Raw genomic sequence first — 23,058 nt, 5'->3', positions numbered from 1 at the left:
CGGCTGGGGTCGTTCTGCGTCTGGCGGAGGTTGGAGGTTGGCCGCGGGTTATCCGGTCTGTTTCAGTTATCCGGCCTGCTTCATCTGTTGTTCGACCGGCGCGCACACCTTCCAGTCGCCCGATTCCTTACGGAAGTAGACCTCGGTCGTCTTGCCGGTCTTGGGGAAGGAGATCGTCGCTTCCGCGAGATCGTTCTTCACCTGTACCTGCTTGACATCGAACTGCAGCCGCGGCTCCGGCTTGTCCGGCAGGTCGGCCGGATCGACGTCGTCGGAGCTGTCCTGCAGCGCCTGCGCCTCTGCGCTGCACATGAGGGGAGTCATCTTCGAGACGTCGCCGGTGTTGGTCGCGTCCGCGAATTGATTTGCCACCCGCGTGATCTCGGCCCGGTTACTGCTCCCGTGATCGCGCATCAGGAAGAGTGTCGTGCCGGTAGCGGCGCCTGCGACGACGAGCACGGCGATCGCGGCCAGCACGATCCGGCGGCGCCGGCGACCGGCATTCGGCGGCGGCGGTGGACCGGGGACGGGTGGCATGAACCCGGTCGGCGGATAGCCCGGCGGCGGGGGCGGCGTCGGCCCCCACTGGGGTCCGTAGCCCGGTCCGGACGGCGCCGGAGGCCACGGTCCGGATGCCGGACGCATCGGCGGCGGTCCGGGAATGGCGCCGGGCGGCACGTTCCAATTGTCCGGTAGCTGATTGGTGTTCATGGTCGTCCTAAAGGGTGGCGTCGATGATCTCGTCGAGCAGCAAGCCGACTGGCTGCGGCGGATCGGGTTCGTCGCCCTGGTAGATCAGGACGCCCTCGCCTTCCGGCAGGTCCGGTGACACGCAGCAGTCGGCGCCGCCGTCGGTGGCGATGAGTAACAATCGGGTCGAGTCGGGCTCGTAGTCCCAGCCGGGGATCCCGTCGGGCGCCCCGGCAATCTCGGCGAGTGTCTGGAGATAGCGCGGCGCCTGCGGGCCGAAGGCTTCCCGGTCGGCGGCGGTGAGGCCGCCATGCACGGTCTGCAGAAACTCACGCAGCGCGGCCGGGACACAGTCCCAGAGTTCCGGGACGGCACCGCCGGGGTCGGGCTGGCCGCCCACCCAGACGCGGACCTCGCGGTGCGGGGTGTCCGGGTAGTGCTCCACGATGTACAACAGCAGGTATTCGCCGTCGCGGCGGGCGACGCGGACGTCGACCAGTTCGGTTCGGAACAATTCCGCCGTACGCGGGATCATCGCGAGGAAAGCCTCGTTCCACAAACCGAGCGCGGACTCGATGCGTGCCGGCGCCTGCTCGGCTGCGGCGATCGGCCGCCACGGGCTCGGTAGGTCGGTTGCGCTTTGCCCGACCGGCAGGATTTCGGCCGGCTGCCGGCCATAAACCTCGAGCTGTTCGACGATTTCCTGGTCGGTCACTGTCATGGCTGCGATCCTAACGTTTTCAGGAGCTGCTGGATAAGATCCGTCAACTGGCCTCTGAGTGAATTCTGCAGGTTGCCTTGCTCTTGAATCCATTGCGTGTCGGCGCCCAAAATCCGGGCGGCGGAGCCGGATGACTTTATCGAATTCTCCAGACTGGAAAGCCATTGCAGATTCACTGGGGCCCGCACTACCTGATACATCAAAGCCGGTGGCAATTTCAGGAACCCCGGCAAATACAGGATTTCGGCGATCGGCACAATATGGTCGGCGGATACCGCGGGATTGCCGAACCTGCCGGCCGGAATCGTCTGTCCGCTGCCCGCGGGGTAGACGGGGTTGGGCGTTCCGGTCTGCGGCCAGGTCTTTCCCTGGAACGGAACGTTGCCGATCGACTGGGTGGTGCCGGGATTTCCCGAGCGGAGTGCGCGCCACAGCGGCTTCAGCTCTGGCATCACCGTCACGACGCCACCCTGTTTAGGTGCTGTCGCGGGTGGCTTGAATCCGCTGGGTATGGAGTCGATTCCGTCCTGTATCTTGTTGATCCGGTCCTGGGTCGGCGGCTTGACGGATCCGTTGTTGAGAAGTTTGTTGACCGCGTCGCCGCATGCCTTCAGATTGGCGACGGCCGCGTCCTTCTCGGAGTTGAGTTGCCGCGCCTCGTTGTTGTAGGCGTCGTAGGCACCCTGCTGATCCGGCAGCGTGAAGGTGTGCGGCTGCGCGTTGTGCGCGTCTATTCGACCCTCGAGATCGTTCGCCGCCTGCAATTGCGCGGCGCACGGATCGGTCGACGGCGGCCCGGCCGGCACACCGGGGGCTGCCGACGCAATTGTCCACGGGCTGACGAGTAATAAGAGGGCGGCGCATAGTGCGATGACTATTGCGCGTATTCGACGTTCCAAAACAGGACCTGCTTTTCTTGCGTTCCGTGGTCACGAGGCGATCGATAAAGATCGTAAGAACGGCGAAAAGCGCAGGTCAATGCAACTGTCGTTCCCCTGAACGACAGTTGTTCGGCGAATTCTCGATAGTGCTGGGAGTCAGTGCGGGAAGAAACTCATTCGTCGGCGTAGCCGGGGATCCATTCGCGCATGATGTCCTGGTAGTGCACGGTGGCGTCGAGCTGTGCGGCGATGCCGGCGCAGCCGGCCATCACGCGCAGCGCCATGACGTACTCCTTGGGCGTGTTCAGGTATCGCGAGGTCTTGTAGACGTCGCCGTTCACATCCGTGGATGCGTAGGTGATCTTCTGCAGCCAGCGTCGCGTGAAGTGGAACGAATCGACCTTCAGCGGATCGACGTACGGCGCGAAGAAGGCGACCAGATCCTCGGTCGATACCCGATCCTCGAATCCCGGCTGGATGAAGTTGGACGCCACCAGCTCATCGCGGAGGGCGTCGTAATCGTCGTCACGTGCCAGCCGGAAGACCTTGCCGATGTATTCGGGCAGACCGTCGGGGTACAGGCCCACGGCACCGAAGTCGAGGACGGCGAAGCGGCCGTCCTCGAGGAGCTGAAAGTTGCCGGGATGCGGATCGCCGTGCAGCAGCCCGCAGCGGGCGGGGGAGCTGTACTCGAACAGCGCCATCTTGAAGGCGGCGTTGTCGCGCTGCTCCTGGGTGCCCTCGCTGATGATCTTCGACAGCGGGGTGCCGGTGACCCACTCGGAGACAACGACTTTCGGTGCGCTCGCGACGATCTTGGGAACGCAGAAGTCCGGATCACCGTCGAAGGCCTTGGCGAACTGCCGCTGGTAGTTGGCCTCCGAGACGTAGTCGAGCTCATCCTCCGTGCGGGCGATCAACTCGTCCATCATGGTCTTGACGTCGGTGCCGGGCGACAGCTTCTGCAGCACACCCGACAGCCGCGACAGCGTCTTCAGGTCGGCGCGCAGGGCGTGGTCGGCGCCGGGATACTGCACCTTGATCGCGACCTCGCGGCCGTCGGACCAGACGCCCTTGTGCACCTGACCGATGCTCGCCGAGGCCACCGCTTCGTCGTTGAATTCACGGAAGCGCTCGCGCCATTTGGTGCCGAGCTGCTGGTCGAGGACCTGGTGGACCTTCTTGGCGGGCATCGGCGGGGCCTCAGCCTGCAGTTTGGTGAGGGCCTCGCGGAACGGCTCGCCGAATTCTTCGGGGATGGCGGCCTCGTAGATCGAGAGCGCCTGCCCGATCTTCATGGCGCCGCCCTTGAGCTCACCCAGCACGGAGAACAGCTGCTGCGCGGTCTTCTCCAGCAGCTCCGCCTGGACTTCGTCCTTGTCTTTACCGGCCAGGCGCTTGGCACCACCTGCGACGGCACGGCCGGCCATACCCAACGGCAGGCTCGCCAGCTTGGCGTTGCGACGGCCGCGGCCCTCGGTAATCTTCGCCACCAATCCTCCTAGAGATTCACTGGAATCTTAGGTGACGAGCCTGAGCGGCCGGCGCCGCCCATGCGGTGCACAGACCCCACCTGCAACGACGAACCCCACCCGAAATCGAGTGGGGTTCGTCGTTGCAGGTGGGGTTTGCGCCCTGCCGGGTGGTCCGGCTCAGGCGGCGGGGAAGTACTTCGGGTCTTTGACCTCGTCGCAATATCCGGGGATCCACGCGGCCGCGATATCGTGATAGTGGATGTTGGCCTCGAGCTGCGCGGCGATGCCGACGCATCCGGCCAGCACCCGGCCGAGCATCACGTACTCCTTGGGAGCGTTGAGATTCCGCACCAGCTTGTAGCCCTGCATGACGTTGTCCGGGTCGGTGCTGACGTTGGACATGTCCTGCAGCCACTCGCGGGTGAAGTGGAACTCGTCGTACTTGAGCGGCTCCGTGTATGACCCGAGGAACGCGACCATCTCCTCGGTGCTGATCCGGCCGTGGAAGTCCGGCGGGATGAAGTGGCCCTCTTCGAGCGCTTCACGCAGCTCGTCGTACTTCTCGTCGCGGGCCAGGCCGAAGATCTTGCCGATGATCGGATCCAGCCCATTGGGATAGCTGCCGACGGCGCCGAAGTCGAGAACCGCGAACCGACCATCCGGCATGATCCGGAAGTTGCCGGGATGCGGGTCGCCGTGCAGCAGCCCGGCGCGCACCGGAGAACTGAGCTCGAAGATCGACATCTTGGCGGCGGCGTCGTCGCGCTGCTCCTGGGTGCCCCCGCTGATGATCTTCGACAGCGGCGTGCCGTCGACCCATTCGGAGACAACGACTTTCGGTGAGCTGGCGATGATCTTGGGGATATAGAAATCGGGATCGTCGGCGTAGGCCTTGGCGAACTGGCGCTGGTAGCTCGCCTCCGACTGGTAGTCGAGCTCGTCGTCGGTGCGGTCGATCAGCTCGTCGACCATCGCCTTGACGTCGGCGGCCGGCACCAGCTTCTCGATAAGGGATCCCATGCGGCGCAGGGTCTTCAGATCCGCGCGCAGGGCGTGGTCGGCGCCGGGATACTGCACTTTGACGGCGACGGCCCGGCCGTCCGACCAGGTGGCCCGGTGCACCTGGCCGATGCTGGCGGACGCGGCGGGGGTGTCGTCGAAGTCCTGGAAGCGCTCGCGCCATTTGGTGCCGAGCTGCTGGTCGAGGACCTGGTGGACCTTCTTGGCGGGCATCGGTGGGGCCTCGGCCTGCAGTTTGGTGAGGGCCTCGCGGAACGGCTCGCCGAACTGCTCGGGGATGGCGGCCTCGTAGATCGAGAGCGCCTGGCCGACCTTCATGGCGCCGCCCTTGAGCTCGCCGAGCACGTCGAACAGCTGCTCGGCGGTCTTCTCCAGCAGTTCCAGCTGGACCTCGTCCTTGTCTTTGCCGGCCAGGCGCTTGGCGCCACCCGCGACGGCACGGCCGGCCAGCCCGAGCGGGATCGCGGCCAGTTTCGCGTTGCGGCGTCCAGCACCCTCAGTGATCTTCGGCAAGGCGGGCTCCAATCTGTTCGACCGTCACAGTAGCTGGTACCGGTGGTATCCGGGAATCGAGGCGAGCGTCCTGTGCGGACGGCGGTCCGCTTCGGCCCGTCGATCAGGGCATCGATCAGGAATGGCAGTCGCACAATGGATGTGGCGGCCAGGAGCGGCGGCGTACTTCCGGCGACGACGTACGGAGTTCGATCGTCTGATCGACAGTCGCCGGCGGGCGCGGAGCTGCGTCGGTGGACGCGGAATCCGAGTGCGCGGCAAGCGGTCCGCCCCGTCGCCAGGCGTCGCGAACATGCTCGATCTGCGCGTGGGCGAAGGCGACGGTCGCGGCGAGCGTCGCCGTGGTGCCGCTGCCCGTCCGCCCGACCAGCTGCGCGGCGATCAACGGCCAGTCGGCGTCGAGCTCATGCCGGTACCGATCGGCGCAGGCGAGGCAGCTGGACAGCCCCGGCAGCACCATTGGGCCGACGATCCCGACGTCATCGCGCATCCGGGCGACCAGATGCGGCGTCCGATGCCGCATGAGGGTCGCGACCAGGGCGGGATCGGGAACCAGTGCGTCCGTCAACACGACCAGCCCGCCGTGCCACATGCCGACACCGCTCCAACCTGTGTTGGGACGTCGGCGGGACGTCTCGACGGCGAAATGCGCCGACCGCAGCGATCCGGCCAGTCCGTCGGCGATCGGGCCGCCGCCGTGCAGCCGTACCCGGAACTTTCGGGAGACTCGTCGGCTCGCCGGCGTCGGCCGCGACGCGAGATCGGCCGAGACCAGTTGGTCGAGCAGCGTCGTGAATGCCTCGGCCGGCAGCCCGATATCGATCGCCGCGGCCGTCACCTCCGCGGCGCCGCGCGGCACCCGCAGCGAATGCAGGAGATCATGCAGCGCCGACGCCTCCACCCAGCCGGGCGGTTCGACGATGACGGCGCGATCGGGGTCGCAACCGATCTGGATGCGGCCGCCCGACCTGGTGAGCAGCGGCGCGCCTGCGCTCAGCATCGGTGCCGGATCGAGAGCACCTGCGCCTGAGGAAGATTCGTGGCGCGAGGGTTCGCCGTCCGGGGAGCCGGGGCGCGTATCGGTGGCCTCCGGGCCGGCGAGGGCGTGAGTCATCACGCCACTGGGACGTGCCGGACTTACTCCGCGGTTCCGCCCTGGTCTTTCGTGTCCGAGTCGTTCTCGCCGTCGTCTTTGCGCTTGCGCTCTTCGTCGGCGATCGTCTTCTCCAACGCGGCCATCGGATCATCGAGATCCTCGGCCGACCAGCTGTCGCCGCCGATGTTGCGGTCGATGAACGCGGCCGGGTTGTCGAGGTCGCGGGCGTCGGGGATCAGGTCCGGATGGGCCCACACGGCGTCGCGGCTGGTGACGTCGCCGGCCTCGACGAGGCGGTCCCACAGCGCAGCGGCCTCGCGGAGCTTGCGCGGCCGCAGCTCCAGCCCGACGAGATTGGCGAAGGTCTGCTCGGCCGGCCCGCCGCTGGCCCGTCGTCGGCGGATGGTCTCGGCGAGGGCGTCCGCGCTCGGGATGCGGTCGTGCAGGGCCGCCCGAACCACCGATTCGACCCAGCCCTCGATCAGGGCCAGCAGAGTCTCCAGCCGGGCCAGGGCCTGCTGCTGCTCGGGCGTGGTCTGCGGGCCGAACATCGATCCCTGCTGCTGCATGATTTCTTCCAGCTTGGACGGATCCGAGAACAGTGTCGTCGGGTCGATGTTCTCGACCGCCTCGGTCAACCCCGAGAAGTCCATCCGGATGCCGCGCGCGTACTCCTGCACGGTGCTGATGAGACGTCCGCGCAGCCACGGAACGTGACTGAACAGCCGCAGATGCGCGGCCTCGCGGGCGGCCAGGAACACGATGATCTCCTGCGCCGGCAGATCCAGCCCGTCGCTGAATGCGGCGATCGCCTCCGGCATCAGCACCGCGGTGCCCTCGGGGGCGAGCGGTAGGCCGATATCGGTCGAACTCAGCACATCCTTCGCGAGGATCCCGAGTCCCTGGCCCAGCTGGCTGCCGAATGCCATGCCGCCCATCGATGACAGGATGCCCATCATCGGACCGGCCATCTCTGCCGCCTCGCCGGGAACCTCGGCGATGCCCTGCGAGATCGAGCCCGAGAGCTGCTCGGCGACGGGATTGCACAGCTGCTTCCACGTCGGCAGCGTCTTCTCCAGCCATTCGACCGGCGTCCACGCGGTGATCGTCTGCGCGCCCGCGGGCAGCGCGGTGACGCCGTCGAGCCAGGTCTCGGCCAGCCGCACCGCATCGGTGACGGCGGAGATCTCGCCCGCGCCGACCGGCTTGTGCTTGCCGATCTGCTGGCGGGCCAGCTGCGAGGCCAGCGTGTAGTTGACCGGCTCGCCCTGATTGCCGGCGGCGATGCCGCTGCCCATGCCGCTCAGCATCTGGCCGAGCTGCGAAAGCATCTGCCCGAGCTGGCTCGGATCGAAGCCACCGCCGGCCCCGGGCCCACCCGGACCCAGGCCGAACGGATCACCGGCCCCGGAATCGCCCGAGGGCTTCCGGCCGCGCTTGTCGTCGTCATCGTCATCGGACGACGACGAGAATCCGAAGGGAAGGTCACTCATGAAACAACCGTACCGCTCGGTGGAGCCGGCGACATCTGGCTCGACCGGCGCGACCAGCGGCGTTCGCTCTCGGCGCAGCGCGAGCAAGCCTCTGCGGCGGCGGTCGCTAGGCTGGCCGGGTGAAGTTGAAGGCCACCGACCGCCGGGTAGTCACGCTGACCGCGTCGTTGGTGCTGTTGGTGGTCTTCATGGTCGTCGGGGCGAGCGTGCATGTGCCATACGTCAGCGAGGGCCCGGGACCGACGGTCAACACCCTCGGCGAGTACGGCGGTCATCAGGTCGTCCGCATCGAGGGCGCCGAGGTCGACCCGACCACCGGACATCTCAACCTGACCACGGTGTCGGTCACCGACGACCTGACGCTCTTCCAGGCGCTCGGCAAATGGTTCTCCGGCAGCGACTCGCTCGAGCCGCGCGAACTGGTCTATCCGCCCGACCAGACCCGCGAGGAGAACGATCAGCAGAACAAGCAGCAGATGGCCGGGTCCGAGCAGTCGGCGGTGATCGCCGCCCTGCGCTACCTGCATCGGCCGGTGGCCGCCTATGTCGCGGCCGTCCAGCGCCCGGGTCCGTCCGACGGCAAGCTACGGGTCGATGACGAGCTCCGCACTGTCGACGGTCAGCCGGTGGCCGACTCGACGGCACTACGCGCCGCCGTCAGCGATCGGCCCGTCGGATCCACCGTCACGGTCGGGGTGCGCCGCGGCGGGGCCGATCTCGAGGAAACAATCACCCTCGCAGCCAATCCCGACGACAAGAAGAAGGCGATGCTCGGCATCGGCGTCGAGGATCGCAGCGCCGATCCGAATCTGACGGTGGACATCTCGGTCGGCGACATCGGCGGACCGTCGGCCGGCCTGATGATGACGCTCGCGATCATCGACAAGCTCAGCCCGGGGGAGCTGACCGGCGGCAAGTTCATCGCCGGCACGGGCACCATCGACCCGGACGGGGACGTCGGGCCGATCGGCGGCATCACGCACAAGATGCGGGCCGCCCGCGATGCCGGTGCCACGAACTTCCTGGTGCCCGCCGACAACTGCGCCGAGGCGAAGTCCGACAAGCCCGCCGGGCTGACCCTGCTGAAGGTGAACAACCTGGGTGATGCGATCACCGGGCTGGGCGATATCACCACCGGGAAGGCCGCCCCGAGCTGCTAGCCGGCTGCCATGGGCTCGCCCGGTCAGTCCTCGTTTGCAGGGTTGTCCAGCGTGGCTGCAAGTGCGGCAACGAGATTCGGTGCGAGATCGCGATGCTGCAGCAGCTCGATGTCGTCGTCCCCCTCGTCATCGGTGGGTTGCAACTGCATGACCGCCAGCGTGTGACCGCTGCGCAGGGCGCCGATCGCGAGCCGGGCGCGGCGTGCGTCCGGGTGCGAATGGGCGGCCTCCCGCGCGGCGGCATCGGCGGCATCCGGGTCGGCCAGTACCGGGGCCAGTGCCTCATCCAGCGCCGACTCCGCAGCCGGCGGCAGCACGAGGATCTCCTGGACCAGCGCGCATCCGGCGACGGCCTCGGGCCAGGCGGTGGTGCCCAATACGTGTTCGAGCTCCGCGAGCCCGCTCTCCGGTGATACCGGCAGCGGTTCCTGCTCGATGACGGTCAGCTCGGACGAGTCCAGCGAGTCGGCCCACTCGGGCTGCGTATCGCGTAGCAGGGCGGTCGATACCAAGGCGAACAGCTGCGCCGGCTGGCCCCAGCCGCCGGCATCGGTGAACTCGACAGCCTCGCGCACGGCACTGCCCAGTGCGTCGGGGGAGAGTTCAGGGGAAGCGTGCAGACCGGTCACGGCAGTCATTGTGCCGCACGTCGGGTGCCCATGCGTTTCGTTCGCCGGGCCGGCTCGTTCCGGCTATCAGTAGAGTGTTCAGAATACGGACACAGTGGTCCGGCGATCAGTGATTTTCCGAAGGGATGACAGTGGGTATTCGCGGTCCAGAAGGCATGCCGAAACTGTCGCGTCGCAGCAAGATTCTCATCTGGGTCGCCGTCGCGATCCTGATCATCCTGCTGGTCGGTCCGCGTCTGCTGGCCATCTACACCGATTGGTTGTGGTTCAAGGACCTCAACTATCAGGACGTGTTCACGAAGATCATCTGGACGCGGATCTGGCTGTTCGTGATCACCGGCATCATCGCCGGGGCGATCGTCTTCGCGTCACTGTTCTTCGCGTTCCGTTGGCGGCCGGTATTCGTGCCGGCCAACGGGCCGGCCGATCCGATCGCGCGCTACCGCGCGGTGGTGATGGGGCATCTGCGCTGGTTCACCTGGGGTCCGGTCGTGCTGGTCGGACTCATCGCCGGCCTGGTGGCGCAAGGGAATTGGGCCATCGTGCAGAAGTTTCTGCATGGGACGACCATCGGTTACAAGGATCCGCAGTTCCACCTGGACGCCGGGTTCTATGCCTGGGATCTGCCGTTCTACCGCTTCATCGTGAACTTCCTCTTCGTGCTGACGGTGGTCGCATTCCTGTTCGCGCTGCTGACGCACTACGTGTTCGGTGGTATCCGGCTGGCCGGTCGCGGTGGAACGCTTACCAAGGCGGCCCGGATCCAGCTCGCCGCGACCGCCGGAATCTTCTTGATTCTCAAGGCGATCGCGTACTGGCTCGATCGGTACACCCTGTTGTCCAGCACCCGGAAGCAGTCGATCTTCACCGGCGCCGGCTACACCGACATCAACGCGGTGCTGCCCGCCAAGCTGATCCTGATGTCGATCGCCATCATCTGCGCGGTCGCCTTCTTCGCCGGCATCGTGCTGCGCGATCTGCGGGTGCCGGCGCTGGCGACGGTGCTGATGCTGTTGTCGGCGTTGGTGATCGGTGTCGGCTGGCCGCTGATCCTGGAACAGTTCTCGGTCAAGCCGAACGCCGCGGCCAAGGAGGCTGAGTACATCGGCCGCAACATCGATGCGACGAAACAGGCGTACGGAATCACCGACAACAAGATCAACACGATCACCGACTGGGGCACCAATCCAGCCAATACCCAGACGGTGAACAACGACAACGCCACGCTCTCGAACATTCGGATCCTGGACCCGAATGTGTTGTCGGACGCGTTCACCCAGCTCGAGCAGAACGAGAACTTCTACGGATTCCCGCAGCAGATGTCGCTCGACCGCTACCGGGACCAGAACGGCACCCTGCGCGACTACGTCGTCTCGGTGCGTGAACTCGACCCAACGAGATTCGCTGCCAATCAGCAGAACTGGATCAACAAGCACACCGTCTACACCCATGGCGACGGGTTCATCGCGGCGCCGGCCAATCAGGTCGATCAGTCGACGACCGATAACAACGGCAACAGCCAGCAGATCGGTGGTAAGCCCAACTTCCTGGTGAGCGACCTGGACACGATCGGCAAGCCCGGCTATCAGGATTCGCCCATTCAGGTGAAGCAGCCGCGCATCTACTTCGGCGAGTTGATCGCCAAGGTCCGTCCGGACTACGCCATCGTCGGGGCGCCGAACGGGGAGAAGAAGGAATACGACAACGGTGCCCAGACCTTCACCTACGACGGCGGAACCGGTGTGCCGCTGAACAATTGGTTCAACCGGTTCGCGTATGCGGTCAAGTACACCGAACGCAACTTCCTGCTGTCGGGGGCCATCAACAAGGACTCGAAGCTGCTCTACAACCGTGACCCTCGCGATCGCGTCAAGAAGGCGGCGCCGTGGCTGACGGTCGATTCGAAGACCTACCCGGCGGTGATCGACGGCAAGATCCAGTGGATCGTTGACGGGTACACCACGTTGGACCAGTTCCCGTATGCGCAGAAGATGTCGCTGCAGGATGCGACGGCCGACGCGCAGGAGCTGAATCAGGGGCAGACCGGCAGGACACAGACGAATCGTCAAGTGTCCTATGTACGTAACTCGGTCAAGGCGACCGTCGACGCGTACACAGGCAAGGTGACGCTGTATCAGTTCGACAACACCGATCCGGTGCTGAAGACCTGGATGAAGGTGTTCCCGGGTTCGGTGAAGCCGCGATCGGATTTGGACAAGAATCCACAACTGCTCGACCACATGCGATACCCGGAGGATCTGTTCAAGATCCAGCGGGCGCTGCTGGCCAAGTACCACGTGTCGGATCCGCAGACGTTCTTCCGCGGCAACGATTTCTGGTCGGTGCCCGCCGATCCGACGCAGCCGGACAATCCGGCGAATCTGGATCAGCCGCCGTACTACTACATCGCCTCTGATCCGAAGAGCGGGAAGGCGCAGTTCCAGCTGAGTTCGGCGATGAACGCGCTGCGGCGGGACTTCATGGCCTCGCAGATCTCGGTCGGGTCGGATCCGGCGGACTACGGACAGTTCACGATTCGCACCGTGGGCACGCAGACGGACGGCCCCACGCAGTCGTTCGCGGCGATGACGACGCCCAGCGATCCGTCTCTGGCAGTGAATGCCGACCGGAAGAACCTGGAGAACACCGGCCAGATCATCTGGGGCAACCTGCTGACATTGCCGGTGGGGGACAACGGGATCCTGAACGTGCTGCCGATGTATGTGAAGGCCAATGGCACCGCCACCTATCCGCAGCTGTACCGGGTGCTGATGCGGTACTACGCAGGCGGCGGCAAGAACAACCCGTGGGCGTTGGGATACGCCTCTACGGTCGCTCAGGCCCTGCAGCAGGTCGGCATCAACCCGACCACGCCGTTGCCGAACCAGAATCCGACTCAGCCGCAAGGCAATACCAACCAACCGACTCCGCAGCCGGTGCAGCCGCCTGCGCCGGTGACCCCGGCGCCCGGTGGCGGTGCCGGGGTGGCGGCCAGCCCGCAGCTGACCGCCGTGATCGGTCGGATCAACAGCGCTCTCGACGCGTTGCAGCAGGCGCAGCAGAACGGTGACTACACCGGAATGGCGAAGGCGCAGGCCGACCTCAAGGCTGCGACGAGCGACTACGAGGGGTTGGTCAACAAGTAAGTGCCGATCAGGCCGGCAACGAGGCCTGGATCATGAGGCGAGGCCCGCGTTACGACGCGGGCCTCGCCTTTATTTATGGGCCTGACCAGCGGCGAACGGCCCGAAAAGTGACGTAGATCAATCGATTTGCATCACAGAGCTTCTCGCCGGTAATGTTGCGTTCACCATCGCGGGGTGGAGCAGCTCGGTAGCTCGCTGGGCTCATAACCCAGAGGTCGCAGGTTCAAATCCTGTCCCCGCTACTAGGTCTCAGGCCCGGAGGATTCGTCCTCCGGGCCTGAGTTTTTCGTGTCGGGGCCGAGGACTGGAATCCCGCGAGGCCCGACGTCCGGCCGCGAATGGATCTAACCTGCAAAGGGCAGCCCAGCAAAGGCAGCGCAGTCGAGTCGCGGAGGAGCGTCATGGAAGACAAGTCAGTCCTGGACCGCATCAACGCACTGGTCGCCGAAGAGCATCAGCTCCGCGAGAGCGGTGCCACGGCCGATCAGCACGAGCGACTGCGAACGCTTGAGAATCAATTGGACCAATGCTGGGATCTGCTCCGGCAGCGCCGGGCCCGCACGGAATTCGGGGAGAACCCGGACCACGCGCAGGCCCGGACGACCGGCGACGTGGAGTCGTATCTCCAGTAGCCGGTAGCGGCGACGATTCCTGGCCTCCGCACGGAGGCAGTATCCGGCGGGCACCGGACGACTGGAGGACCAGAGCTCACCGACTGCGGCCACCGCGGCAGGCGGCTCCGACCAACTACTGTTGCTCAGAGCCTTTCGATGATGGTCGCGTTGGCGAGGCCGCCGGCCTCACACATCACTTGCAGGCCGTAGCGTCCGCCGGTCTGTTCGAGGTTGTTCACCAGCGTGGTCATCAGGCGGCCGCCCGAGGCGCCGAGCGGATGGCCGATCGCGATAGCGCCGCCGTTGATGTTGACCTTCGCAAGGTCCGCGCCGATCTCTCGTTGCCAAGCGAGCACCACCGACGCGAAGGCCTCGTTGACCTCGAACACGTCGATATCGTCGACGGTGAGCCCCGCCTTGGCCAGCACCTTCTGCGTCGCCGGAATGATGCCGGTGAGCATGAATACCGGATCGTCGCCGGCCACGGCGAACGATTGCACCCGGGCGCGGGGTGTCAGTCCGAGGCGTGCCGTAGCTGCATCGCTCGCTATGAGGACCGCTGCCGCGCCGTCGTTGACCGGCGAGCTGTTGCCTGCGGTGACGCGCCAGTCGAGGTTGGGGTACCGCTGCGCCCAGAAGTCGTTCTTGAAGGCGAGCCGCAGACCGGCGAGCGTCTCGGCCGTCGACTCGGGCCGAATGGTCTCGTCGGTACGGAGGTCGTTGACCATCGTGATTTGCGAGTCGAACAATCCGTCCTTCCATGCCCGAGCCGCCCGCTGATGCGACTCGGCGGCGAATTCGTCCAACTCGGAGCGTGACAGCTGCCACCGGTCAGCGATCAGCTCCGCGCTGATGCCTTGGGGGACAAGGCCGTTGTCGTAGCGCGCATCGACGCGGTTGCCGCGGAAGTTCTTGCCCTCAGACTGCGAGCCGATCGGGATGCGGCTCATCGATTCGATGCCCGAGGCGATGGCGACGTCATAGGCCCCGGCGATCACGCCCTGCGCCGCGAAATGGAGTGCCTGCTGCGAGCTCCCACACTGGCGGTCGACCGTGACGGCGGGCACCGATTCGGGGAAGCCGGCGCCGAGTGCCGCCCAGCGGGCGGTGTTGCCCGATTGTTCGCCGACCTGGCCGACCGCCCCGCTGATGACGTCATCGACGACGGCCGGGTCGATGCCGACGCGTTCGACGAGAGCTGCGAGCGTGTGGGCGTGCAGGTCCACCGGATGTATGTCGGAATATGCGCCGCCGGGCTTGCCCTTGGCGACTGGCGTGCGGACCGCGTCGACGATGTATGCGCTTGTCATGGCTACTGCCTCTCTGTGACTGGATCACCGATGATTCCCTGGCTAAGGAAAACCATAGTTAGAATCTACGCTCTAACTACTGAAAGGTAAAGCCAGGTAGGGTCTGGGTATGAGCGATGCCAAACGAACCGCGGCTCCCGATCCGGGTGCGGCCGAGGTCGACGCGGCGCAGTCGAATGACGTGTTGGAGCGCCTGGGTGCGTTTGCCGACCGGGATCGATGGCCGTCCAAGGGGTGGTGCCGCATCGAGCGGGCGTTGGATCTGATCGGTACTCGATCGGCAATGCTCGTCATACGCGAATTGCTCTATGGCGGCACGAAGTTCGATGAGATCGCCCGCCGCACAGGGCTGAGTGAGGCGGTCGTTGCCGGGCGGCTCAAGCAGCTTCATGACGACGGCATTGTGGCGCGGCGTCCATACCGCGAGGCCGGCCAGCGCACCCGGAACGAATACGTGCTGACCGAGCGCGGTCGCAAGCTGTTCCCGATCGTGGTCGCGCTCATGGAATGGGGCGAGTCGCTCGGCGACGATCATCGAACCGGGATCGAGTTGGTCCACCGAGACTGCGACGCGCCGCTGTCCGCGGTTGTGCGGTGCGCCGCGGGACACGACGTCGCAGTGGACGAGGCTGCCGTGCGCCTGAAAGACGAGGAGTACATCCTCGCGCGCAGTCGGGCACACCGCCTCTGAACCGACCGGGCGCCTGCGACCCGCCGCGGACGTTCGGTAGTGGCATGGTCGGGCACTCCTTACGTGCTTGTCATAATTCGGCTGGCAGCCGCCGCGAAGAGGACACTGGTTGAGGTGACGCAGGGCATGCGGCGGGTTCTCGCCGGTTGGATCGCTGCGGCGGTCGCGTTGGCCGTCGGCCAGTTGGTTGCTGCGGGCGTCGGCCGGGATTCGGCGCCGTTCTACGCGGTCGGCAGCGCCGTCGTCGATCGCACTCCGTCCGGGGTGCGGGAATGGGTGATCAGCAACTTCGGCACCGACGACAAGGCCTTCCTGTTCGCCTGCCTGGCGGTGCTCGTCGCGGTGTTGTCGGCCCTCGCCGGGACGGTCGAGCGCAATGGCCGCCCGATCGGATCGGCGATCATCGCGGCCTTCGCGATATTCGGCGCGGTGACGGCGATGAGTCGGCCGACGTCGACGGGGGCATTCGTCTGGCCGTCGCTGCTGGGCGGCGTGGTCGGGGTGGTGGTGCTACGGCTGCTACTCGGTTACCGGCCGGTCGCCGGCGTCATCGACTCCGGTGACCCGGAGCTCAGCCGGCGGCGATTCTTCGCCGCTGCAGGGATTCTCGCCGCCGCATCGGCCGGCGCGTACGCGTTGGGTCGCAAGCTGGTCGACCGGAGTGCGGAGTTGGCGGCCGATCGACGCACGCTACGCCTGCCGGTGCCGCAATCGCCGGCGCCGCCGATTCCGCCCGACGTCAATGTGCGCGGCGCGGTTCCGTATGTCACTGACAACGGCGACTTCTACCGGATCGACACCGCGCTGCAGGTGCCGCAGATGACGACCGGCGAGTGGCGGCTCAAGATCCACGGCATGGTCGATCGGCCGCGGACCATCACCTGGAACGACCTGGTGTCGATGGCCGCGGTGCAGCGAGCGGTCACGCTCACCTGCGTGTCGAACGAGGTCGGCGGCGACCTGATCGGCAATGCGGTATGGACCGGCATCCCGATCAAGCCGATTCTGGATTCGGTGGGCGTGCAGCCGGGCGCCAACATGCTGCTCTCGCGCAGCGTGGACGGCTGGACGGCCGGCACGCCGATCTCCACCCTCATCGACGGCCGCGATGCCATTCTCGCCGTCGCGATGAACGGTCAGCCGCTGCCCACCGAGCACGGCTATCCGGTTCGGCAGGTGGTCCCCGGGCTGTACGGCTACGTATCAGCGACGAAATGGGTCACCGACTGGGAGATAACGAGTTTCGACAAGGCGACCGCCTATTGGACCGATCGGGGATGGTCGGCGCTGGGGCCGATCAAGACCGGCTGCCGCATCGACTCGCCGTCGTCGGGCGCGCGGGTCGGCGGCGGTACCCAGGTGATCGCCGGAACCGCGTGGGCGCAGCACCGCGGCATCAAAACCGTTGAGGTGCAGATCGATGGCGGCGCCTGGCAGACCGCGAACCTCGCGCCCGAATACTCGATCGACACCTGGCGGCAATGGTGGCTGCCGTGGCAGGCCGGCAAGGGGACGCACACGATCGTGGCTCGGGCGACCGACGGGACGGGCGTCACGCAGACCAGTGAGACCGCCGACCCGGTGCCCGACGGTGCGAGCGGCTATCCGAAAAAGGTTGTGCGGGTGGACGCCTGAATCACAGCTGGCGTGCGATGCGGCCGAGAATCGTCATGCCCGTGATGATCTGCGACTCGGTCACGTTGGCGTAGTTCAGGAGCAGCCCGGGAGGTGCGCCGGCCCGGTGCGCGTAGAACGGTCTCGTCGATTCGACGTGCACTCGTGACGTGGCGGCCCGTCGTACGAGTTCTTCGACGTCGTATCCATCGGGGAACACGGCGGCGAGCTGAATGCCCGCGGCCGCTCCTGACACCGTGGCCGCAGGCAGGTGCTCGCCCAACATCGTGAGCAAGGTACTCCGCCGCGACGCGTATCTGCGCCGCATCTGGCGCAGGTGCCGATCGTAGTCGCCCGAGTCGAGCAGTTCCGCGAACGCAACCTGGTCCATGACCGAGTTTCCGCTGTCTGCAATACCTTTCGAGAGGGTGACCGCATCGACCAGCGCAGGCGGTAGGACCAGCCACCCGATCCGCAGACCCGGCGCGAGCGTCTTGCTCGCGGTGCCCATGCAGATCACTCGGTCGGCGGCGAGCCCCTGCAGCGCCCCGATCGGTCTGCGGTCGAAGCGATATTCGGCGTCGTAGTCGTCCTCGATGATCAGATTGCCGTCGCGCGCCCAGTCCAGCAGGTCGGCCCGTCGCTGCGCCGTCATGACGACGCCGGTAGGGCATTGGTGTGCCGGCGTCGTCAGCGCCACTCTTGCCGGACTCGCGCGCAGCGCCGCGATATCGAATCCGTGATCGTCGACGGGCAGGGGAAGCGGGTCGATTCCATTGCGGCGTAGGACGATCCGGTGCAGCCAGAAGCCGGGCTCCTCCATCGCAATGGTGCCATCGCCGCGCTCGCGCAGCACCTGTGCCAACAGTCCCAGTCCCTGCGTCGCGCCGGAGCACAGTACGATCTGGCCCGGATCCGCGGCGATCCCGCGGGTTCTCTGCAGATAGCCGGCGATCGCCTGCCGGGTGTCCGGGAGTCCCTGCGGTGCGACGTATCCGAGTGATTCGGACGGCAGCCGCGACAGTCCGTGCCGCAACGCCCGCAACCATCGGTCTCGGGGGAAGCTTCGGAGGTCGGGCAGGCCGGTGCCGAAGTCGACCTCGTATCGGGTGACGTGATGGTCGTCCGCGGCCTCGGCGTGCGTGTTCGTGTCGATGTCGGCGACGAAGGTTCCGGCGCCATGTGCGCTCGTCAGGAAGCCTTCGGCGATCAGCTGTGTGTAGACCTCGACCACGAGCCGCCGCGACACTCCGAGATCGTCCGCCAGTACCCGCGTGGACGGCATTCGCGATGTCGGTGCGAGGCGGCCCGAGCGGACTGCGTCCCGTAGACCGGCGGTCAACTGTCGATGCAGCGGCTCGGCGCTGCCACGGTCGATCTCGACGAGCACTTCCGGTCCTGAAGTGGTACCCGAAACTGTCATGAATGTGGAGCCTAATCGTGGCCCGGTGTCTCGGTAGCGTTCCTGCGTATGCCAGATCGAACTGCGAAGCGAGTGTTTGTCACCGGTGCTACCGGCGCGATCGGACCGCACGCGGTGCGGGCGTTGATCGAGGCAGGGCATCAGGTCTCGGCGATGGTACGCACCCGAGAGAAGGCCGGAGTGGTCGCGGAGATGGGTGCGGTGCCGGTGTTCGTGTCGATTTTCGACGTCGACGGCATGACACGGGCGTTCGAGGGGCACGACGCCGTCGTCAATCTGGCGACCGCGATCCCGTCGACCTTTGCCTATCCGTTCGCCCGAGCGTGGCGTGACAACGCGCGTATCCGAACCGAGGGGACCACTGCGGTCGTGGACGCCGCGCTCGCGGCCGGGGTGGGACGCGTCATCCAGGAATCGATCGCGTTGGCCTATCCGTCCCGCGACGACCCCATCACGGAGGATGTGTCGATGGCGATCTATCCGGTCGTCGAATCAACCCCGCTGTCGGAGAACACTATCCGTCGATTCACTGAGGCCGGTGGTGCTGGCGTGGTGCTTCGGTTCGGGCTGTTCTACGGCCCCGGTTCCAGTCAGAACAATGACATGTTGACGATGGCGAAAGCCGGGGTGCGCGTCGTGTATGGACCGCCGGACGGGTATTTCTCGCCGATCCATCTCGTGGACGCCGGCCGGGCGGTCGTCGCCGCGCTGGATGCCGGGGCGGGCGTTTACAACGTCGTCGACGACGAGCCGATGACGAAACACGATTACGGCCAGGCGATCTCCGATGCCGTGGGTCGCCGCCCGCTGATCGGCGCACCGGGTCGACTGATCGGGCTCGCCGGTCAGAACATGGCGGCGGTGATGCGCTCGCAGCGCGTCTCCAATCAGCGATTCAAAGACGCGACCGGCTGGCGGCCCGTCTATCCGAATGCGCGTGACGGTTGGCGCGCAACGGCCGACCTATGGCAACCCGGGCGTCTGCTGATGCTGGCCCGGGCACTCGCGGCCATCATCGGAATCTTCTTCTGCGCCATCGGTTGCTGGGCCACGCTCGCGCCGTCTAACTGGTATCAGCAGTTCCCAGGTTTCGGTCGGCACTGGGCGTTGTCGGAGCCGCCCTACAACGAGCATCTGATCACGGACCTCGGCGGCTTCTATCTGGCCGCCGGCGTCGCCGGGGTGGTCGCGGCCGTGATCGGGCGACAGGGCTGGCTGCTCGCCATGGGGCTGATCGCGGCGATCGAGGCCGTACCCCATCTCGTCTTCCATGCCGTGCACCATCACCACTTCGCGACCACGGGCGATGCGGTCGCCAGCCTTGTTCTGCTTGCCGCGCAGATGGTCGCCGGGGTGGCGATCATGGTGCTGTCCGGGCGAGACGCTCCCGCGTCGCCTTGGCGACGTGAAGGTGGTTCTCTGGGTGCGTCCGTCCGGAACAGCAGCATTCGATAGCCGCGCTGTTCGAGAATGGTGTCTACGGAACGCTGTGTTGACGAGCCGAGGGACATCTGATGAAAGCGTGGATGGTGACGACGCCGGGGCCGGTCGACGGCGCGCCGGTCGTATTACGAACTGCGCCAGAGCCGCGGCCGGCGGCAGGCGAGTTATCGGTGCGGGTGCTGGCGTGCGGGGTGTGCCGGACCGACCTGCACGTGGTCGAAGGGGATCTGCCGGTTCATCGTGATCACGTGGTCCCGGGGCATGAAGTGGTCGCCGAGGTGGTGAGCCCGGCCGGCGACTTCGTCGTGGGCCAGCGCGTGGGCATTCCCTGGCTGCGGCATACGTGTGGAGTCTGCCGATACTGCCGACGCGGCGCCGAGAATCTCTGTCCCGAATCACGGTATACCGGTTGGGATTTCGATGGTGGTTACGCCGAGTACGCCGTCGTACCGGCCGCCTATGCATTGCCGCTGCCGGATGGCTATACCGATGTCGACGTCGCGCCCCTGTTGTGTGCGGGGATCATCGGCTACCACGCGCTGCAACGGGCGGAGCTGCCCGACGGCGGTGTCCTGGGGATCTACGGCTTCGGCGGAAGCGCGCACATCACCGCGCAGGTCGCGATCCATCGGGGCGCCCGGGTGCATGTGATGACCCGGGATGCCGCATCCAGGCAGCTGGCCCTCGATCTCGGTGCCGCGTCGGCACAGGGTGCCGCAGACCCGCCGCCCGAACCGCTCGACGCGGCGATCCTGTTCGCGCCGGTGGGTGATCTCGTGCTGCCGGCGCTGGAAGCCCTCGACGCCGGCGGCACGCTGGCCGTCGCCGGGATCCACATGAGCGACGTGCCGCCACTGAACTACCAGCGACATCTGTTCCGCGAACGTCAGCTTCGCAGCGTCACGTCCAACACGCGCGCGGCCGCCCGGGAATTCCTGGCGTTCGCCGCGCAGCATCCGCTGCATCTCACGACCCACCCCTACTCATTGGATACCGCCGACCGGGCCCTGCGGGACCTCAAGTTCGGCAGGTTCAGTGGAGCCGCGGTGCTGGTGACCTAACCGGTCACCGGCCCGGGTTGCCCGTATTGGGCGCGCGTCGTAGTGTCCGCAACCATGGCAGCCATTCGACCGTTTCTCATGTTTCAGGGGGGCGTTGCCGCATCGGCGATCGAGCTTTATCTTTCGGCGTTCCCCGGTAGTCGGGTGGTGTCGTCCACGCCGCATCCGGCGCCGGGGTCCGGGATCATGCTGGCGGAGCTGGAGCTCGCGGGACTGCGAATCCTGGTGAGCGACAGCGCTGTCAGTCACGACTTCGACTTCACACCGTCGAGTTCGCTGTTCGTCGACGTCACCGAGCGTGCCGAACTGGAGTGGTTGGTCGCCACGCTCGGTGAGGGCGGCGGCACGCTCATGCCGTTGGACAACTACGGGTTCTCGACGGCGTTCGCCTGGGTCAATGACAGGTTCGGCGTGTCCTGGCAGCTGAACCGGCCCTGACCGCAGTGTGTGCGAAGTCGTCGGGCTGAAGGCAAGAGAGTTTGCGTCCAACTCCATGCCGTCCGGACCTAGGTTTCGTACGCGACATACACGCCGCCGATGCGTTCTTCGCCCATGCAGCAGACCTTGTTGTCTATGTACACGATTCCGTTTCTAGTGACCTGATCACAGGGAGTCTTGTCGTCCACGTGCACCGCGATGAAGCCGCCGAACAGGGACGTGTTTGATCCAGCGACGAGCCGGTTGTCGCAGCACCGCGCGTGCCGCGCACAACGATCACACACCTCGACACGTCCAACGCTCGATCCGAGTGCCAGTCGTTGGCAAAGCGGGCACGGGTGCGCGGCCAGTGCCTCGCTTGGAGTATTGAGCAGCCAGTCGTCGGCCGCCAGAATTCGCAGGGCGGCCGCCTCGGTCGGTGCACTTTCGACCCGGCGTAGCGTTCCGCGCAGCACAATCAGAAGTCCCTCAGCGCGTGGAAGATCAGGTAGAGCTTCGCGCTCGTGCTCTGGCAGGTCGGCGACGGAGGGGAGCCCCTGCACGAGCGCTCCGATTGCAGCCCGGTGCCAAACACTGACCTGATCGATGGCGAGCGGACGATCTTTGTGCCGCTGCTTGCGCCAGAATTCGTCGATCGCATCATGCTGCGCTGCAACATCTCCGGTGATGCCGGACCAGATGCAACTGCCGCCGGTACTCGCGATGACCAGCCCCCGATCGCACGAGAACGCGAATCCTCCGGATACCGGGTCGCTATTGAAGCCTTCGTGAAGATATTCACCTACGGTGGATGGCTCGTATGCCCACCGCTTCGTGAGTTCGCGCACTTTGTCGCGCGTTACTGGTGGCTCAATCGGTGGTTTCATTCTTCCGCAGTCGACTTGGGAGTTCTCTGTTCACCACGCATCATCTGCGACGCCGTTGTAGTGGCAGATGATCGGGTTGCTGGTTTCGACAGCAGCTGGCAACAAGATTTCCAGCGCATCTATGAAGGTTCGCTCGTTGCCGATTCCCTCAAGCGGCATCTTGACGAGTCGGTGCAGCTCATCCAAGCACTCGGCGGCTTCCGTTGAATACATCCAGATACCGCCGGACGCGAAGTCGTAGTTGGCCGGCCGGTGGATCGCTGCATCGAGTCGGCTGAGTCCCAGGTCGCGAATGAGACTCTCGGCGGCTGGGTAGCGGCCGACGTGAGTAACGCTGCCAGGCCAGTAGAAGATCTCATCGACCAGTTTCATGTTGTCGTGGCGACATGGCTGCGGTGCGTCGGCTCCGTCTGCGGTCATGCCAACGCGCCAGCACCAGAGATCCTCGGGGTCTTCGGAGTGGTCGTGGCTGTGCAGGAGGGTGACGACGCCGAATCGGTTGACGGTGAGTTCAGATCGCGGATATGGCGGGGCGCTCGTCAAGCCGTCAAGGAAGCACGTGCAGTGCACGTGCGCATCCCATTCGCTCATCGGTTGCCCCTTGTCTTCGCTGAATTGGTTGTGATCGGTATAGCTGACGAGTCCGACAATGCGAACCGATTTTTGGAGAACCTGCGTAGCGGCGGCGCCGGAGCTTGCGGGGGGCTGCGAATCGCTGGTCAGCGACACCGCTGTCAGTGACGACTTCGACTTCACGCTGTCGAGTCCGGCTAT

General features: G+C 65.9%; 20 protein-coding genes and 1 tRNA gene. 9 read left to right on the top strand and 12 right to left on the bottom strand.

What is annotated here, in order from left to right; translation table 11 throughout:
- Positions 1 to 66: 66 nt before the first annotated feature.
- From G341_RS0119815 to G341_RS0119785, 7 genes are all read right to left on the bottom strand, one after another.
- Positions 67 to 711 (bottom strand): Rv0361 family membrane protein, encoded by a 645-nt coding sequence (locus G341_RS0119815; protein ID WP_018180921.1) that lies wholly within the window; start codon positions 709 to 711, stop codon positions 67 to 69.
- A 7-nt stretch (positions 712 to 718) separates the two neighbouring features.
- Positions 719 to 1,411 (bottom strand): hypothetical protein, encoded by a 693-nt coding sequence (locus tag G341_RS0119810; RefSeq protein WP_018180920.1) that lies wholly within the window; start codon positions 1,409 to 1,411, stop codon positions 719 to 721.
- Positions 1,408 to 2,217, bottom strand: coding sequence for a hypothetical protein (locus G341_RS0119805; protein ID WP_018180919.1), 810 nt, complete (start codon positions 2,215 to 2,217; stop codon positions 1,408 to 1,410). The genes G341_RS0119810 and G341_RS0119805 overlap by 4 nt, the downstream gene beginning before the upstream one ends.
- 248 nt (positions 2,218 to 2,465) lie before the next feature.
- Positions 2,466 to 3,785 (bottom strand): ABC1 kinase family protein, encoded by a 1,320-nt coding sequence (locus G341_RS0119800; protein ID WP_018180918.1) that lies wholly within the window; start codon positions 3,783 to 3,785, stop codon positions 2,466 to 2,468.
- Between the two features lie 159 nt (positions 3,786 to 3,944).
- Positions 3,945 to 5,300, bottom strand: coding sequence for an ABC1 kinase family protein (locus G341_RS0119795; RefSeq protein ID WP_018180917.1), 1,356 nt, complete (start codon positions 5,298 to 5,300; stop codon positions 3,945 to 3,947).
- A 115-nt stretch (positions 5,301 to 5,415) separates the two neighbouring features.
- The gene (locus G341_RS0119790; protein WP_026303927.1) at positions 5,416 to 6,414 is read right to left on the bottom strand and encodes a hypothetical protein; all 999 of its coding nucleotides are present in this window, start codon (positions 6,412 to 6,414) and stop codon (positions 5,416 to 5,418) included.
- 23 nt (positions 6,415 to 6,437) lie between these two features.
- Entirely contained in the window at positions 6,438 to 7,889 is a 1,452-nt protein-coding gene (locus G341_RS0119785; protein WP_043452185.1) for a zinc-dependent metalloprotease, read from the bottom strand.
- A gap of 119 nt (positions 7,890 to 8,008) precedes the next feature.
- On the opposite strand from G341_RS0119785, the gene G341_RS0119780 reads away from it, so the two are divergent.
- On the top strand, positions 8,009 to 9,049 hold the full coding sequence (locus tag G341_RS0119780; RefSeq protein WP_018180914.1) for a PDZ domain-containing protein: 1,041 nt from the start codon (positions 8,009 to 8,011) through the stop codon (positions 9,047 to 9,049).
- A gap of 23 nt (positions 9,050 to 9,072) precedes the next feature.
- Here the strand turns inward: G341_RS0119780 and G341_RS0119775 are convergent, their stop codons facing one another.
- Positions 9,073 to 9,687: a PPA1309 family protein gene (locus G341_RS0119775; RefSeq protein ID WP_018180913.1), complete on the bottom strand. Its 615-nt coding sequence runs from the start codon at positions 9,685 to 9,687 to the stop codon at positions 9,073 to 9,075.
- Positions 9,688 to 9,803: 116 nt separating this feature from the next.
- Between G341_RS0119775 and G341_RS0119770 the strand changes: the two genes are divergently transcribed.
- The 3 genes from G341_RS0119770 to G341_RS0119760 all read left to right on the top strand — a co-directional run bounded on the left by G341_RS0119770 (position 9,804) and on the right by G341_RS0119760 (position 13,456).
- Positions 9,804 to 12,824, top strand: a complete 3,021-nt coding sequence (locus G341_RS0119770; protein WP_245557063.1) for a UPF0182 family protein — start codon at positions 9,804 to 9,806, stop codon at positions 12,822 to 12,824.
- Between the two features lie 168 nt (positions 12,825 to 12,992).
- A tRNA-Met gene (locus G341_RS0119765) sits at positions 12,993 to 13,066 on the top strand.
- Positions 13,067 to 13,225: 159 nt separating this feature from the next.
- Entirely contained in the window at positions 13,226 to 13,456 is a 231-nt protein-coding gene (locus G341_RS0119760) for a DUF2630 family protein (protein ID WP_018180911.1), read from the top strand.
- A gap of 125 nt (positions 13,457 to 13,581) precedes the next feature.
- Here the strand turns inward: G341_RS0119760 and G341_RS0119755 are convergent, their stop codons facing one another.
- On the bottom strand, positions 13,582 to 14,748 hold the full coding sequence (locus tag G341_RS0119755) for a thiolase family protein (RefSeq protein ID WP_018180910.1): 1,167 nt from the start codon (positions 14,746 to 14,748) through the stop codon (positions 13,582 to 13,584).
- Positions 14,749 to 14,857: 109 nt separating this feature from the next.
- Between G341_RS0119755 and G341_RS0119750 the strand changes: the two genes are divergently transcribed.
- Both G341_RS0119750 and G341_RS0119745 read left to right on the top strand, forming a co-directional pair.
- Entirely contained in the window at positions 14,858 to 15,439 is a 582-nt protein-coding gene (locus tag G341_RS0119750) for a winged helix-turn-helix transcriptional regulator (protein ID WP_018180909.1), read from the top strand.
- 114 nt (positions 15,440 to 15,553) lie between these two features.
- Entirely contained in the window at positions 15,554 to 17,074 is a 1,521-nt protein-coding gene (locus G341_RS0119745; RefSeq protein WP_018180908.1) for a molybdopterin-dependent oxidoreductase, read from the top strand.
- A 1-nt stretch (position 17,075) separates the two neighbouring features.
- Here the strand turns inward: G341_RS0119745 and pdxR are convergent, their stop codons facing one another.
- On the bottom strand, positions 17,076 to 18,476 hold the full coding sequence (gene pdxR, locus G341_RS0119740) for a MocR-like pyridoxine biosynthesis transcription factor PdxR (protein WP_026303925.1): 1,401 nt from the start codon (positions 18,474 to 18,476) through the stop codon (positions 17,076 to 17,078).
- A 48-nt stretch (positions 18,477 to 18,524) separates the two neighbouring features.
- On the opposite strand from pdxR, the gene G341_RS24070 reads away from it, so the two are divergent.
- The 3 genes from G341_RS24070 to G341_RS0119725 are packed head-to-tail and all read left to right on the top strand — an operon-like array spanning position 18,525 to position 21,418.
- Positions 18,525 to 19,931: an NAD-dependent epimerase/dehydratase family protein gene (locus tag G341_RS24070; protein ID WP_081622621.1), complete on the top strand. Its 1,407-nt coding sequence runs from the start codon at positions 18,525 to 18,527 to the stop codon at positions 19,929 to 19,931.
- Positions 19,932 to 19,990: 59 nt separating this feature from the next.
- Positions 19,991 to 20,980, top strand: coding sequence for a zinc-binding alcohol dehydrogenase family protein (locus G341_RS0119730; RefSeq protein ID WP_043452022.1), 990 nt, complete (start codon positions 19,991 to 19,993; stop codon positions 20,978 to 20,980).
- A gap of 54 nt (positions 20,981 to 21,034) precedes the next feature.
- Positions 21,035 to 21,418, top strand: coding sequence for a VOC family protein (locus G341_RS0119725; protein WP_026303923.1), 384 nt, complete (start codon positions 21,035 to 21,037; stop codon positions 21,416 to 21,418).
- A gap of 68 nt (positions 21,419 to 21,486) precedes the next feature.
- Here the strand turns inward: G341_RS0119725 and G341_RS23245 are convergent, their stop codons facing one another.
- Entirely contained in the window at positions 21,487 to 22,284 is a 798-nt protein-coding gene (locus G341_RS23245) for a hypothetical protein (RefSeq protein ID WP_155827081.1), read from the bottom strand.
- 30 nt (positions 22,285 to 22,314) lie between these two features.
- Entirely contained in the window at positions 22,315 to 23,040 is a 726-nt protein-coding gene (locus G341_RS0119715) for a hypothetical protein (protein WP_018180902.1), read from the bottom strand.
- Positions 23,041 to 23,058 lie beyond the last annotated feature (18 nt).

The organism is Jongsikchunia kroppenstedtii DSM 45133 (assembly GCF_000380485.1).
GTDB lineage: Bacteria > Actinomycetota > Actinomycetes > Mycobacteriales > Mycobacteriaceae > Jongsikchunia > Jongsikchunia kroppenstedtii.
Note: the sequence above shows the minus strand (reverse complement) of the source record. Positions and strands in the feature narration are given on the sequence as shown.